General features: G+C 63.1%; 12 protein-coding genes. 9 read left to right on the top strand and 3 right to left on the bottom strand.

Going from position 1 to position 13,258, the window contains the following annotated elements:
* Positions 1 to 21: 21 nt before the first annotated feature.
* Positions 22 to 1,395, bottom strand: coding sequence for a flavin monoamine oxidase family protein (locus J8C05_RS00565; protein WP_211422321.1), 1,374 nt, complete (start codon positions 1,393 to 1,395; stop codon positions 22 to 24).
* A 258-nt stretch (positions 1,396 to 1,653) separates the two neighbouring features.
* Between J8C05_RS00565 and rfaE1 the strand changes: the two genes are divergently transcribed.
* The 3 genes from rfaE1 to J8C05_RS00550 all read left to right on the top strand — a co-directional run bounded on the left by rfaE1 (position 1,654) and on the right by J8C05_RS00550 (position 5,269).
* The gene (gene rfaE1 / locus J8C05_RS00560; protein ID WP_211422320.1) at positions 1,654 to 2,685 is read left to right on the top strand and encodes a D-glycero-beta-D-manno-heptose-7-phosphate kinase; all 1,032 of its coding nucleotides are present in this window, start codon (positions 1,654 to 1,656) and stop codon (positions 2,683 to 2,685) included.
* A gap of 225 nt (positions 2,686 to 2,910) precedes the next feature.
* Positions 2,911 to 4,038, top strand: coding sequence for a citrate synthase (locus J8C05_RS00555; RefSeq protein WP_211422319.1), 1,128 nt, complete (start codon positions 2,911 to 2,913; stop codon positions 4,036 to 4,038).
* A 34-nt stretch (positions 4,039 to 4,072) separates the two neighbouring features.
* The gene (locus tag J8C05_RS00550) at positions 4,073 to 5,269 is read left to right on the top strand and encodes a M14 family zinc carboxypeptidase (RefSeq protein ID WP_211422318.1); all 1,197 of its coding nucleotides are present in this window, start codon (positions 4,073 to 4,075) and stop codon (positions 5,267 to 5,269) included.
* Positions 5,270 to 5,335: 66 nt separating this feature from the next.
* On the opposite strand, the gene J8C05_RS00545 is transcribed toward J8C05_RS00550, so the two are convergent.
* Positions 5,336 to 6,364, bottom strand: coding sequence for a dipeptide epimerase (locus tag J8C05_RS00545; protein WP_211422317.1), 1,029 nt, complete (start codon positions 6,362 to 6,364; stop codon positions 5,336 to 5,338).
* Between the two features lie 138 nt (positions 6,365 to 6,502).
* On the opposite strand from J8C05_RS00545, the gene J8C05_RS00540 reads away from it, so the two are divergent.
* From J8C05_RS00540 to J8C05_RS00515, 6 genes are all read left to right on the top strand, one after another.
* The gene (locus J8C05_RS00540) at positions 6,503 to 7,375 is read left to right on the top strand and encodes an SDR family oxidoreductase (RefSeq protein ID WP_211422316.1); all 873 of its coding nucleotides are present in this window, start codon (positions 6,503 to 6,505) and stop codon (positions 7,373 to 7,375) included.
* A 95-nt stretch (positions 7,376 to 7,470) separates the two neighbouring features.
* Positions 7,471 to 8,967 carry a glycosyltransferase gene (locus J8C05_RS00535; protein ID WP_211422315.1) on the top strand — a complete coding sequence of 499 codons (1,497 nt, stop codon included), beginning with the start codon at positions 7,471 to 7,473 and terminating at the stop codon, positions 8,965 to 8,967.
* A 62-nt stretch (positions 8,968 to 9,029) separates the two neighbouring features.
* Complete coding sequence (locus tag J8C05_RS00530; protein ID WP_211422314.1) at positions 9,030 to 9,662, top strand: radical SAM protein; 633 nt, start codon at positions 9,030 to 9,032, stop codon at positions 9,660 to 9,662.
* A gap of 152 nt (positions 9,663 to 9,814) precedes the next feature.
* Positions 9,815 to 11,254: a S8 family serine peptidase gene (locus tag J8C05_RS00525; RefSeq protein WP_211422313.1), complete on the top strand. Its 1,440-nt coding sequence runs from the start codon at positions 9,815 to 9,817 to the stop codon at positions 11,252 to 11,254.
* Between the two features lie 100 nt (positions 11,255 to 11,354).
* Positions 11,355 to 11,990 (top strand): lysophospholipid acyltransferase family protein, encoded by a 636-nt coding sequence (locus J8C05_RS00520; RefSeq protein WP_211422312.1) that lies wholly within the window; start codon positions 11,355 to 11,357, stop codon positions 11,988 to 11,990.
* A complete protein-coding gene (locus J8C05_RS00515; protein WP_211422311.1) occupies positions 11,987 to 12,436 on the top strand; it encodes a cytidine deaminase in 450 nt (149 codons plus the stop codon). The genes J8C05_RS00520 and J8C05_RS00515 overlap by 4 nt, the downstream gene beginning before the upstream one ends.
* Positions 12,437 to 12,466: 30 nt before the next feature.
* On the opposite strand, the gene J8C05_RS00510 is transcribed toward J8C05_RS00515, so the two are convergent.
* Entirely contained in the window at positions 12,467 to 13,231 is a 765-nt protein-coding gene (locus J8C05_RS00510) for a TIGR00266 family protein (protein ID WP_211422310.1), read from the bottom strand.
* Positions 13,232 to 13,258: the final 27 nt, after the last annotated feature.

Genomic DNA, 13,258 nt, shown 5'->3' with positions numbered 1-13,258 from the left:
GGTCACAGGCCGGGCGCGTCGTCACGCCGTCAACCACTGCCGGATGCGGGCAGCCTCGCGCAACCCGGACAGATAGGCGCCATGAACCGTGCCCCGGTAGGCCGCCGAAGTATGCTCACCCGCAAAGTACAAACGGTTTCCAACCGGTGCGGCCAGGGCCTCGAAGTCCTGGCGCGTCACACCAACCGAGGCAAACGAGTACGCGCCACCCGCGAAGGGGTCAGCTCCCCAGCGCGTCACCAGGGTCTGTTTCGGCGCGGGAATATCCGCCCCAAACATGGTGCGCAGGGTGTCCATGACCTCACGCCCGATCTGGGCATCCGTACGCTGCTCGAATGTCCGTCCATAACTGTCGAAGGCAAACGTCACCAGGGCGTTGACCTCGCAGAAGGTGCGGGTGTTGAGAAGGTAGGCATACTTTCCCATAACGTCGGATTGATAGCCGAAATACTGGGTTTCCACGTCCCAGAACGGCTCGCCAAAGACCAGACACACTTTGTTGACAACACCGACGCCGACGCGCCGGATGGCTTCACGCTTGCGCGCCGGAAGCGACGGCGTGAAAGCCACCGTGTTCTGCTTCAGGACGCCAAGCGGCAGCGTCACCACCACGGCGTCTGCCGCGTGGGATTGTCCGTCCGCCGTCGTCACGACCACCTGTTCGGCGTCGTGGGCAATGGCTTTCACGGCCGTGCCGGTGTGAATGGTCAATCCCTGTGCCAGCAGGTCTGTGACGGCATCGTAGCCATCGGGCAGCAACACATCCTGACCCGGATACTTTTCATCGTTTTGCCATTCAGCGGCAGAAAGCCGCTCCAGCGCGCCGCCGGTGTCGAACTCCATGTAGGCCGACAGAAAATACCGCATCAGCGGGTCCTCGAGCGCATCCGGGGCCAGGCGCTGAAGTGCACCGGCCACACTTTCATCGCGCGTCCGCTGCCGGCTTCCGGCTTCAAGTTTTCTGATGATCTCACGATAGCGCCGTTCGCCAGTGACGATGGTCTCGCCCGCGACGCGCTGCCCGGACGAATCGTAAATTGCAACGCTTTCGTCATTGGTCAGGAAAGTACGCGCCTGCGCCCGGGCGGCCAGGTCCGTTATCGGATTTCCATCGGGGCCATGAATCCAGGCCGCGCCCAAATCAAACGGGAAACCGAGTGAGCGGTCGGTACAGATACGTCCGCCCACGTAGCTGCGCCCTTCAAACACCTCCACCTCCACCCCGGCATCGGCCAGCGCCCGGGCGGCGGCCAATCCCGCGATGCCAGCACCAACGACTATGACGTGCCCTTCCACCGGACAACCTGACGTGGATGGTGATGCGGCCGACAGCAGGCCCGCCAGGGAGAGCAGGCTCAGAAATTCACGCCGCGAAAGCGGACCGAAACCCGTCATCACCCGCCCTCCATAAACAGGGAAGTTTTGGACCGCCGCAACCTACCGGAACCCGGACAGGGCGGCAACCTTCCACAAAAAGCCAGATGCTGGAGCACCGCCCCCCCCCCAGCTCAGGGATGACAACCCGTTCAACGTCCTGGCTTTGGCTGGCCCTGATGGACGTGGAACGGATGCGGTTGACGTGGCGTTTCCGGCTTCGTCAGACTCACAGCGTCGGCTGGACAGCATCAGCCCAACGGACCCAGACGCCGCCACATGACAGCTTTTGGCATGACCCATCCGGCAGACGCATCCTCTGAGGCCTACGCACCCCTGGTCGCCCGCCTGTCCGGGCAACGCATCCTCGTTGTGGGCGATGTCATGCTCGATGAGTTTTTCTGGGGTCGCGCCAGCCGCATTGCGCCCGAAGCGCCGGTGCCCGTCGTGGAAATCGAGCGTGAAAGCTACGTGCTCGGCGGCGCGGCCAATGTTGCCGCCAACATCCGCGCCCTGGGTGGGCTGCCGTTCGTGGTGGGCGTCGTCGGGGACGACCTCGCGGCCGAGCACCTGCGCGATACCCTGCTGCGCTGGCATCTGGAGTGGCACGGGCTGGTCGTGGATGCCAACCGTCCCACCACGCGCAAGACCCGTGTCATGGTCAATGCCCACCAGATGGCGCGCTTTGACCGGGAATCCCGGCAGCCCATCCCGGCGGACATCGAAACAACCCTGATGCGGAAAGTGGATGCCTGGCTGCCGGAAGTCAGCGCCGTGGCCATTTCGGATTACGACAAAGGCGTTCTCACCCCCCGGTTTCTGCGCCACGTGCTGACCCACGCCCGGCAGCGCGGGCTGCCGGTCGCGCTTGACCCCAAACCGGTACGCTTTGCCAGCTACCAGCCGGTCACGGTGGTGACGCCCAACCATCACGAAGCCGCCCTCATAGCCCAGATGTCCGTCACGGATGAGGCTTCGCTGGAAGCTGCCAGCCGACGCCTTTCGGCCATGCTCGGCCGGGCGCACGTCCTCATCACCCGTGGCGAAGCGGGGATGACCCTGTATGAGGCACCGGGCCACATCCACCACATTCCGGCCACGGCCCGCGAAGTCTATGACGTGACGGGCGCTGGCGATACTGTCCTGGCCACACTCATCCTTGGACTGAGCGCCGGATTGACACTCTGCCAGTCCGCGCATCTGGCCAACCGGGCGGCCGGCGTTGTGGTGGGCAAGCTCGGCACGGCGACTGTCCGCCCGGAAGAACTGCTGGCCGGGCAGGCTCTGGTTGCGACGCCGGCGGGCCGTTGAACAGGCCGATGCCAGCTTCGCGGCCAGCTTCCTGACCAGCTTCCTGACGTGGGCTGCATTGACCACCGGCCTGCGGCTTTGTTATGGTTCATACACTTCGGCATCGGCCCGCCACCGGAAACCGCAGCTCGTTTTTTGTAATCCCCCTTCGGTCGGGTTGAGTTTCGAGACCTTGTGGCAAGCTTGCCAAAAAACCTACCATCCTCACTCTCCAAAGGAGCGGACATGGCGCACGAAGATTTTATCAAGGGTTTGGAGGGCGTGTTGGCAGCGCAATCATCGATTTGTTTCATTGATGGTGCGGCTGGTCGCCTGACGTACCGTGGGATTGACATTCAGGATTTGGCGGAGAATTCAACCTTCGAGGAAACAGCCTACTTCCTGTTGTTTGGTCACTTACCGAAGCAGTCCGAACTCGATGCGTTTGTCGGACAGCTCCAGAACGAACGCGAGGTGCCGACGGAAATCTACACCCTCCTGCGCACCCTGCCGTCCACGGCCACGCCGATGGAAGTGCTCCGCACGGCGACTTCCGCTCTTTCCGCCTACGACCCCGACGGACACGACAACAGCGACGCCGCCAACGTACGCAAAGCCGTGCGGCTCATTGCGCAGATGACCACACTGACGACGGCCTATGATCGCATCCGGCGCGGTCTGGAACCGATCAAACCTGACCCATCACTTTCGATGGCGGAAAGCTTCCTGTATGGACTGACGGGTGAAAAGCCCCATCCGTCGAGCGCGCGGGTCTTTGACGTGTGCCTGATTCTGCACGCCGATCATGAGCTGAACGCCTCGACCTTTGCCGCACGGGTCATTGCCTCGACGCTCTCGGACGTACACGCGGCTGTAACCGGTGCCATCGGGGCGCTGGCCGGTTCGCTCCACGGCGGTGCCAACCAGCGGGTGCTGGAAATGCTGCTCGAAATCGGCGAACTGGACAAAGTGGAAGCCTACGTGGACAACCTCTTTGCCAACAAGAAAAAAATCATGGGCTTCGGGCACCGCGTCTATCGCACGATGGACCCGCGGGCAACCGTCCTGCGCAAGTTTGCCAGGCAGCTTGGCGAAGATGTCGGCAACACGAAGTGGTACGAGATGGCCGAGCGCATCGAGCAGTTGGCCTTTGCGCGCAAAAAGCTCTACCCGAACGTGGATTTCTTCTCGGCGCCGGTGTTCTACACGCTCAACATCCCGGTGGATTTGTTCACGCCGATTTTTGCGTGCAGCCGCATTTCGGGCTGGGTGGCACACACCATCGAGCAGTTGCGTGACAACCGTCTCATCCGGCCGCTGGCGCTTTATACCGGGGCGGAAAAAGCCGAATACATCCCGATGTCTGACCGATAGGGTTGCCCACGGTTGACCCTGGAGCATACCGGCCATGCTGGGCTTATCCGAGGCAACCCTCGCCTTGGTCAAGCGGCTTGCCTCGCACTATGACCACTATGTGGTTCGGGCGGCCACGCCCCGCCTGACGGCGGCGGGGCTGGCCTCCCATTTGGCCGACCTCGCCTCCAAAGACGAACGCCTTGCCGTCGAAGTCGGCGGCCGCTCCGCAGCCGGGCGTCCGATTCACCGGGTGACATTTGGGCAGGGCCAGCGGCGCGTGCTGATGTGGACGCAGATGCACGGCGACGAACCCACGGCGACCCTGGCTGTCCTTGACCTGCTCGCCGCGCTCGCGGCCTTTCCCCAGGATGCAGCCTTGGACAGGATTCTCAGGGAAGTCCAGGTCTGCATCCTTCCCATGCTCAACCCGGATGGCGCGGAAGCCTTCCAGCGCCGGACCGCCCAAGGCATTGACCTCAACCGCGATGCCCGCCACCTCAGAACACCGGAAGCGAAGCTTCTCAAGCGTACGCACGACGACTTCGTTCCAGACTTCGCCTTCAATCTCCACGACCAGAACCCGCGCTACACGGCCGGCGACAGTCACCGCCTGACGGCGATGGCCTTCTTGGCGCCGGCGCACGACGCCTCGGGCAAAGACAACATGGCCCGGCGGCGCGCCAAGCGGCTGGCGGCTGCGCTGGTGCAGATGCTGACTCCATACATCGGCGGTTACATGGCGCGCTTTGACGACACGCACGAACCACGCAGTTTTGGTGACGCCATGCAGGGCTGGGGAACGAGTGTCGTCCTCGTCGAGTCGGGAGGCTGGCGCAACGACCCGGAAAAAGCCTACCTGCGCCAGCTCAATGCGGTGGCGTTGCTCGGTGCGCTTCACGCCATTGCCGGCGACGAGTGCGATGCCGTGGAAGCGACGGCATACGAGGCGCTGCCGCCCAACACGAGTTACTTCTACGACCTCATTTTTGAGTCGGCGACGCTTGAATTTGGCCCCGGACTGCCGCCCATCGTCGCCGACATCGCCATCAACGTCAGCAACCAGTGGCCGTCAACGCCGGCGGATGCCATTCGGGGGCGCGTCATGGACGTGGGCGACCTGCACGACTACGACGCCGGGGAACGGTGGTCGCTGGACGGCTGTGCGGTGCCAGGTCAGGACTTCCGCATCGAGGCTGAAGTTGACGTGGATGCCCTCCGCGCCATGGCGCAGCCCATCCAGCCCTCGTAAATTCTTCCAACTGGACCCGATACACCACACCGGCACACCACACCGGGCAAGGGTCATCCGGCGAACTCAGCCGGCGAGCGGCCGTACCGGGCAGGCGCCAATTCCCGGCCGCACCGGCGGCAGCATGCGCCCGTCAACCAATCGCGCTCCCTCGAACGGGTCGTTGGCAATGAGGGCTGCGCCGTCCAAATCCGCCCAGTCAGCCAGCGGTGAAACGTGTGTCGCCGCCGAGATGGCGCAGGAAGTTTCGGTCATGCATCCCAGAAGGGTTTTCAGCCCCAAGGCGCGGGCGACGGTGAGCATGGCATGCGCGGCACGCAGGCCGCCGCATTTGGCCAGCTTGACGTTGATGCCGTGATAGACCCCCGGCGCACGGACGACATCGGCCATCGTCCGTACGGCTTCGTCCGCAATGATGGGAAGCGGGCTGCGCTCAGTCAGCCAGGCGTGGTCATCCACACACGCGACGGGAAACGGCTGCTCGACGAACAACACCTGCTGTTCGGCCAGCCAGCCAATGAAATCCAGCGCCGCCGAACGGTCGCGCCAGCCCTGATTGGCGTCCACGGAAAGCGGTCGGTCGGTGACTTCCCGCACGGCCGTCACCAGCGCCCGGTCGTTGTCGCCCCCCAGCTTGAGCTTGAGCACCGGATATTCGGCCATCTGCACGGCTTTTTCCCGTGCCGCCTCGGGAGACATCAGGCTCAGGGTGAAGGAAGTGGGTGGAACCCGGCTCAGGTCAAAACCCCACAGCGCATGGAGCGGCTGGCCAAGGTACTTTCCAAACAGGTCATGCAGGGCGATGTCCAGCGCCGCCAGTGCCGGAGGCAGCGGCCCGATGGCCGCTGTCGCCGCCGCCAGCAGGCGGTCAAGATTCAGGAGATGGATGGGTTCCGGCCACTGGACCCGGTGCAATGCCTGGCAGACTTCGGCCTGGGTCCAGCCCAGGTATGGCGGCAGCGCCACTTCGCCGTAGCCCACCAGACCCGCGTGGTGAAGTTCAAGGCAGACGGCCGGCGTCGTGGTACGGCGGCCAACGGCCAGGGCAAAAGGTTCCCGGAGTTCCAGGGTGAGCGGATGGACGGTGAGTTGCATGACGAAGCCCCGTGGTACGGTCGGAATTGGCGGTCCCGGCGATCAACCGAAAAAACTGATGGAGAAACATTGACGCTGGATGCGGATTCTTGGATAACCTAACGCCGTTATCTTGATACCATCGCATTCCGCACCACCATGAAACGAATTGCGCTCGTGACTGGAGGCACGTCTGGCATTGGCAAGGAAACCGTCCGTGGGTTGGCGCGGGCCGGGCTGGCAGTCGTCCTTGTGGGGCGTGATCGTCAGAAGTGTAATGAGGTCGTGCAGGAACTGCGCGCCGACACAGGACAGACCGACATCACCGCCCTCACGGCTGATCTGTCGCGGCTGGAGGACATCCGGCGCGTTGCGGACGAATTCCGCGCGGACTATCCCCGGCTCGATGTCTTGGTCAACAACGTCGGCGCGATTTTTGACACCCGGCGCACCACGCCGGACGGACTCGAACAGACGTTTGCGCTCAATCACATTTCCTACTTCCTGCTGACCAACCTGCTGCTTGACCGGCTGCTGGCCAGTGCGCCGGCGCGGGTGGTCAATGTCAGTTCCGCCGCACACCGGTTCGTACCGGGCGTGGACTTCGACGACCTCCAGTTCGAGCGGAAGCCCTATGCGCCCATGACAGCTTACGGCCAGTCCAAACTGATGAACATTCTGTTCAGTCAGGAATTGGCCCGGCGGCTGGACGGCACCGGCGTTACCTCCAACAGTCTGCACCCCGGCGGAGTGGCTTCCAACTTTGCCGACAATACCACCGGCTGGTTTCGGTTGACGGCCAAAGTGCTCAAGTGGGCGATTGGAATCTCCCCGGCGCGGGGCGCTGAAACTTCCGTGTATCTGGCAACAGCGGACGAGGTTGCGGGCGTCAGCGGCCGCTACTTTGAGCGTTGTCGGGCGGCGACGACCAGCGCGGCGGCGATGGACCCGACAGCCCAGGCGCGGCTGTGGCAGGTCAGCGAGCAAGTGGTGGGCCAGGTGTTTCCATCACCCGCAGGAGTCACTTCGTGATTTTTGACGCGCCCTCAGCGCCCTTGACAAGCCATTCCCAAAGCCGACCGGTCACTGCCCCCACGCTCGCAGGTCGTATTCTGGCCGTGGGGCTGATGACCTGGTGGCTCGTGCCGTTTCTGGTCTTCTTTGTCGTTGCGGCGCCGGGTGGGATTGGATTCGAGTTTCAGCTTGGGCTCAAAGGCGGCGCGACGGCGCTGGTGCTGGCGGTCCTGACATCCGCCCTGCTCCGTCTGATCTCCATGGGCAGCTCGCTGTGGGAAATCCGGCAGCGCCGGTGGCGGCGCGCCGTGGAAATGGAGTGGACGCTTCCCAACTCCGAGCGCATCCGTCCCATTTCCATCGTGATGGTCGTGCGCGGTGGACGGGAGCAGGTGGTGGAAACGGTGGACCGGCTGCTCGCGCTTGACTACCCAAACTTCGAGGTCGTCGTCATCAACGATGGCTCACCGGACGGCACACTCGCCTGTTTGATGGAAGCGTTTTCCCTGCATCCGACCTCCCGTATCATCCAGCGCAGCATTCCCATTCAGACTGAGCCGGCACTGTACGCCTCCGCCAAGCATCCCCAGTTGACGGTCATCGCCAAGCCGGAAACCGGGCGCGAGGACTCCCTCAACTGCGGCCTGAACATCTCCCGTTACCCGCTCATCTGCGCGCTCGACACCCGGGTGACGCTCGACGCCGATGCTCTCATCGAACTGGCGCGTGGGTTCATTGAAAACGTGACCCAAACCGTTGCCGTAAGCTGCCTGGCCGAGTTCTACGGCGACGCCTCGACCCCCAGCGGCTCGGACATCCGTCTCTCGTCCAACGGCATTGCGCCGGCGTATGCCCCCCCGCAGCGGTCGGTCAGCATCGCCGCAGACCAGCGCCCCCTCGATGACCTGCAACGGGTTGACCGCGCAGCGCTCTTTCATGCCCAGTGGCTCCTGCGCGCCGGTGTGGGGAACCTCGCCATGCTGCCGGGCGTGGTGTCGCTGCTCAAGAAAGCTGAAATTGTCGCGGCTGGCGGCTACCGCACCGGTTATGCCACCGACACCCTGGACCTGCTGCTGACGGCCTACCAGGTACGCAAAAGTGAAGAAACCCGCCGGGTCTTGTTCCTGCCGGAAATCATGGCCCGCATCGAACCGTTCAGCTCACTCGATGAGGCGATGCAGTCCCGCGCCGTCGCCACCCAGAAATCCTTTGGCATCATCGTCCGTCACTTGGGGCTCACCTTCAGCGGACAGGGCGACTGGCGCGCCCGGCTCGCCCTTCCGGTCTTCATTGTGACCGTGCTGTTTGCACCAATTTGGGAGTGGATGGCTGTCATTCTGGTGGATGTGGCGGCGCTGGCCGGTGGTTTCACCTTTGACGAACTGGTGGCGCTGCTGATGCTGTTTTTGGCCATCGGACTGGCTGACAGCCTCGGTGGACTGCTCTGCGATGAGGTCTCAAACCGCCGCCGCCGTTCCACAGGTGACATCCTGAACCTCAGTCTGGCAGCCATCACACACGCCATCACCTTCCGGTGGATGATGGGGTTAGCACAGTTGCGTGGCATGCTGGCGTACATTTCGGGGCGCTCCATTCGTGAAACGATATAGCCTTCACGTGCAACGGACCCAGCCCCGAAGTGAACCTTGCGTCCAACATGAGTGTCGTCCCCATGCGTATCACCGAAATCTTCTTCAGCATCCAGGGGGAATCGAGCTACGCCGGACTCCCCTGTGCCTTTGTGCGGACGACCGGGTGTGACCTGCGTTGTACCTGGTGCGACTCGGAATACACCTTCACGGGCGGAACGCACATGTCCGTTGAAGAGATTCTCGAACGGATTCGCGCCTATCCGACCCGCCTGGTGGAACTCACCGGTGGGGAGCCGCTTTTGCAGAAGGACATTTACGAACTGGCCGGACGGCTGCTCGACGAAGGCTACACCGTCCTCATCGAAACCGGCGGCCACCGCGACGTTTCACGTCTCGACCCCCGGATCATCAAGGTTCTGGACATCAAGTGCCCTGGCAGCGGCATGGTGGAAAAAAACCTGTGGTCAAACCTCGACCACATCACCCGCCGCGATGAAGTCAAGTTCGTGCTGGCCGACCTGGCCGATTACTTCTGGGCGCGCGAAATCCTGCGCATTTACCGGCTCGAACAACGGACGAATGTCCTGTTTTCAACGGTCTTTGGTGTGGAACAGCGGCCGATTGTCGAGCGGCTGCTGGCAGATGGGCTTCAGGTCCGTTTCCAGACCCAGTTGCACAAACTGATCTGGCCGGCCGATATGCGCGGCGTCTGAGCTGCCCGGTGGGCCGGCAGCCGGAACATGCCAGCCGGAGCCAACCGTCTCCGGCTTGCCGTCTTGACCATGACGGTGTAGCGTTTTTCCCAATCCTTTGGGCTGCGTTTCTCTGCCACGCGGCTTGTCATTCCGCCACGGGAGGTCAATCCATGCGTCCGTCCACCCTCAAGCATCTTGCCCTTGGCTGCGCGGTCATTGCGGCAGCCGGCGGAATCGGCCTCATGCGCCGCCTGCCGGCTCCCAAGCCGCGTGGGGCGAAGTTCTGCCGAATCGAAGCCCGCCCCAGCCAGCACCAGGTCCCCTATTCAGCTTCCACGCCGACTGTTGCCGAGCGTCCTGAAAGCTACGGATTCATCATCAAGTACAAGCGCACGGCCAAACCCGGCGTGATTTCCAGAATGCTGGAGGAGCTGAACGTCCGCCGCTCGTACCGTTATCCCCATCTGCCCCTGTTTGCCTTTGGCATGTACCCGGAAGGCGAAGCCCAGGCGACGGATGCCTTTCTGGAGCGGCTGCGGCAGCATCCGAGCGTCGAGTATGTCGAACCCAACTATGTGTACCGCATTGGGGACACCCGTCCTGACGATCCCAGCTTCGCTGAGCAATGGGGGCATCTCAACGAAGGGCAGCCTATCAAGGGCGGCCAGCCGGGCATTCCCGGCGTGGATGCCGCTGTGGTGTCGGCCTGGGATGTCACCACCGGCAGCCGCGAGGTTGTCGTGGCGGTGATTGACACCGGCGTGGACTACGCCCACGAAGACCTGGCCGACAACATGTGGGTCAACACCCGTGAGATTCCCAACAACGGTATTGACGACGACGGCAACGGCATCGTGGATGACTACTACGGCTACAATGCCGTGGGGAACAATGGCAACCCGCTCGACGACAACGGTCACGGCACGCACTGCGCCGGCATCATCGGCGCCAAGGGCGACAATGGCACAGGCATTGCCGGCATCAACTGGGATGTCCGCCTCATGGCCCTGAAGTTTCTGGATGCCAACGGGCGCGGAACGCTCAACGATGCGCTGGAGTGCATTGACTACGCCATCGCCATGAAGCAGCGGGGCGTCAATGTGCGCGTCCTGTCGAATAGCTGGGGTGGCGGCGGCTACTCCCGCGCTCTGGAAGAGGCCATCCGCACGGCGAATGCCAACGACATCCTTTTCGTCGCGGCGGCGGGCAACTCCGGCACGAACAACGACCGCATCCCGCACTATCCGGCCTCCTACGATGTTCCCAACGTGCTTTCCGTCGCGGCCCTTGCGCCCAACGATAACCTGGCCTCGTTTTCCTGCTATGGCAAGAAAACCGTACATCTGGCCGCGCCGGGCGTGGATGTCTATAGCACTGTTCCGGTGACGGTGTTCGGGCAGGGCTACAAGCACTTCTCGGGCACGTCCATGGCCACGCCCTATGTGGCCGGCGCGGCGGCGCTCGTTCTGGCCCGTGACCCCAAGCTGTCGGTGTCGGCGCTCAAGGCGCAGTTGCTGCGCTCGGTGACTCCGGTGGCCGCGCTCGAAGGGCGGCTGGCCACGGGCGGCCGCCTCAACATTGCGCGGGCGCTCGGCGTACGTGGTGAGTAGCCTTTCTCAGGCCCTTCACGGGCCCCAGACATTTCACAGGTTCAAAACACAACGCCCTCGCCACTCTGGCGGGGGCGTTCCCCATGGCCATTAGGGAGCGATGAATCTGCATCAGCGCACCATCGTCTATGTGACCCGTCCTGCGTTACGACTGGCGCTTCATCCGTTCTTCAGAATGACCTACTTCGGGGTGGAGCACGTACCGAAAACCGGGCCGGTTCTTTTGGCTCCAAACCATCAGGCCTATGCCGACCCCTTCTGGATTGGGCTGCCCATCCGCCGTCCGATTCACTTCATGACGTGGAGCCGGGTGTTTCGGGTCGCGTACCTGCGCCCCCTGCTGCGCTATTTCCAGTGCTTTCCGGTTGACCATGACAAGCCCTTCGACAAAAGCGCCCTCAAAGTTGCCCAGGAGCTGCTCCGGTCAGGTCAAATCGTCATGATTTTTCCCGAAGGCGGACGGACGCCCCACGGCGATTTGCAGGAGTTCAAGGCCGGCGCCTTTCGGATTGCCGTCAAGCTGCGGGTGCCCATCGTCCCGGTGACGCTCAACGGCGGCTTCGAGGCATGGAGCATGTACCGCAAGCTGCCGCGACCGGGCAAAATCACCGTTCACTTTCACCCGCCGATGTACTTTTCAGCGGACGACCGTGATTTGAAGGAAGTCACGGCGGAAGCGGCCCGCGCCGTCCGGGAAGTCATCGCCAGCAAGTTGCAGCGCCCGGGTGTGTCATGAACCAGTCCACTCCATCCGCCGGGCATGACGAGGAAGTGCTCATTGCGGCGGCTTGGGAAGCGCGGCGACAGGCCCATGCGCCTTATTCGGGATTTTCCGTCGGGGCCGTGGTTCAGGCCCGGTCGGGAAAGCTCTACACCGGCTGCAACATCGAGAACGCCTCGTTTGGGTTGACGGTGTGCGCCGAGCGGGTGGCGCTTTTCAAGGCGCTTTCCGAAGGCGAGCGGCAGTTTCAGGCGGTCGTGATTGCCACGGACGCCACTACGCCCACCCCGCCCTGCGGTGCCTGCCGGCAGGTGCTGTGGGAATTCTGCGGCGACATCCGCATCATCAGCGCCGGCCCCCAGGGGAAGACGGCCGAGTGGTCCCTGGCCGCGCTGCTTCCGGCTGCCTTTGACGACCGGAACCTCGCGGCCACAACGCCGTCTTCCCCGGAGCCGGACTGACCCAACTGACTGCTTTTTGGCGTTGCGCCGTCAGTTTTCGTCACCAAAGAAGCCGCCGCCACCACCGGAAGTCGTCCGTGGCAACGTGGCCGCAATACGCCCAACCAACCGGCTGAAAGGCAGGGTTTGCAGGATGACCTGCCCGGGCCCTGTCAGGGATGCCAGAAACAGTCCCTCGCCGCCAAAGAGGGCATTTTTGAACCCGCCGACGAACTGGATATTGAACTGAACCGACGGCTGAAAAGCCACGACGCAACCGGTATCCACGCGCAGCGTCTCACCCGGCCGCAGGTTGTAGGTCATCGTGGCCCCGCCAGCGTGAATGAATGCCAGGCCATCCCCGCGCAAACGCTGAAGGATGAAGCCCTCACCCCCGAAAAAACCGGCCCCCAGGCGCTGCTGGAAGCCAACGCTGAGGTCGGTGCCACGGGCTGCACACAGAAACGAGTCTTTCTGGCACAGCACTTCGCCGCCGAACTTGGCCAGGTCAATGGGAATGATCTTGCCCGGATAGGGAGCGGCAAACGCCACGTCGGCCCGGGCGTGACCGTAGTTGGTGAACGTGGTGATGAAGAACCCGGCCCCCGAAAACACCCGCCCGACGGCTTTGGCCAGGTTGCCAAAGAAGCCTTTTGAGCTGTCGGTGGCCATGGTGGTTTGCATCTCGATGCCGGCCGTCATGTAGAGCATGACACCGGCTTCGGCCAGTACCTGCTCGTTGGGATCGAGTGTGATGATGACGCCCTGCAGATCGTCGCCGACGATCCGGTAATCAATGACATCCGACTGTGGCATGGACCTGGCTCCCTGGAATGGAAATGC

This window comes from Chloracidobacterium sp. N, assembly GCF_018304765.1.
Lineage (GTDB): Bacteria > Acidobacteriota > Blastocatellia > Chloracidobacteriales > Chloracidobacteriaceae > Chloracidobacterium > Chloracidobacterium aggregatum.
Note: the sequence above shows the minus strand (reverse complement) of the source record. Positions and strands in the feature narration are given on the sequence as shown.

Bases quoted from the DNA above. Each gene is read 5' to 3' on its own strand.
- J8C05_RS00565 (WP_211422321.1), bottom strand. From the start codon at position 1,395: ATGACGGGTTTCGGTCCGCTTTCGCGGCGTGAATTTCTGAGCCTGCTC.
- rfaE1 (WP_211422320.1), top strand. From the start codon at position 1,654: ATGACAGCTTTTGGCATGACCCATCCGGCAGACGCATCCTCTGAGGCC.
- J8C05_RS00555 (WP_211422319.1), top strand. From the start codon at position 2,911: ATGGCGCACGAAGATTTTATCAAGGGTTTGGAGGGCGTGTTGGCAGCG.
- J8C05_RS00550 (WP_211422318.1), top strand. From the start codon at position 4,073: ATGCTGGGCTTATCCGAGGCAACCCTCGCCTTGGTCAAGCGGCTTGCC.
- J8C05_RS00545 (WP_211422317.1), bottom strand. From the start codon at position 6,364: ATGCAACTCACCGTCCATCCGCTCACCCTGGAACTCCGGGAACCTTTT.
- J8C05_RS00540 (WP_211422316.1), top strand. From the start codon at position 6,503: ATGAAACGAATTGCGCTCGTGACTGGAGGCACGTCTGGCATTGGCAAG.
- J8C05_RS00535 (WP_211422315.1), top strand. From the start codon at position 7,471: ATGACCTGGTGGCTCGTGCCGTTTCTGGTCTTCTTTGTCGTTGCGGCG.
- J8C05_RS00530 (WP_211422314.1), top strand. From the start codon at position 9,030: ATGCGTATCACCGAAATCTTCTTCAGCATCCAGGGGGAATCGAGCTAC.
- J8C05_RS00525 (WP_211422313.1), top strand. From the start codon at position 9,815: ATGCGTCCGTCCACCCTCAAGCATCTTGCCCTTGGCTGCGCGGTCATT.
- J8C05_RS00520 (WP_211422312.1), top strand. From the start codon at position 11,355: ATGAATCTGCATCAGCGCACCATCGTCTATGTGACCCGTCCTGCGTTA.
- J8C05_RS00515 (WP_211422311.1), top strand. From the start codon at position 11,987: ATGAACCAGTCCACTCCATCCGCCGGGCATGACGAGGAAGTGCTCATT.
- J8C05_RS00510 (WP_211422310.1), bottom strand. From the start codon at position 13,231: ATGCCACAGTCGGATGTCATTGATTACCGGATCGTCGGCGACGATCTG.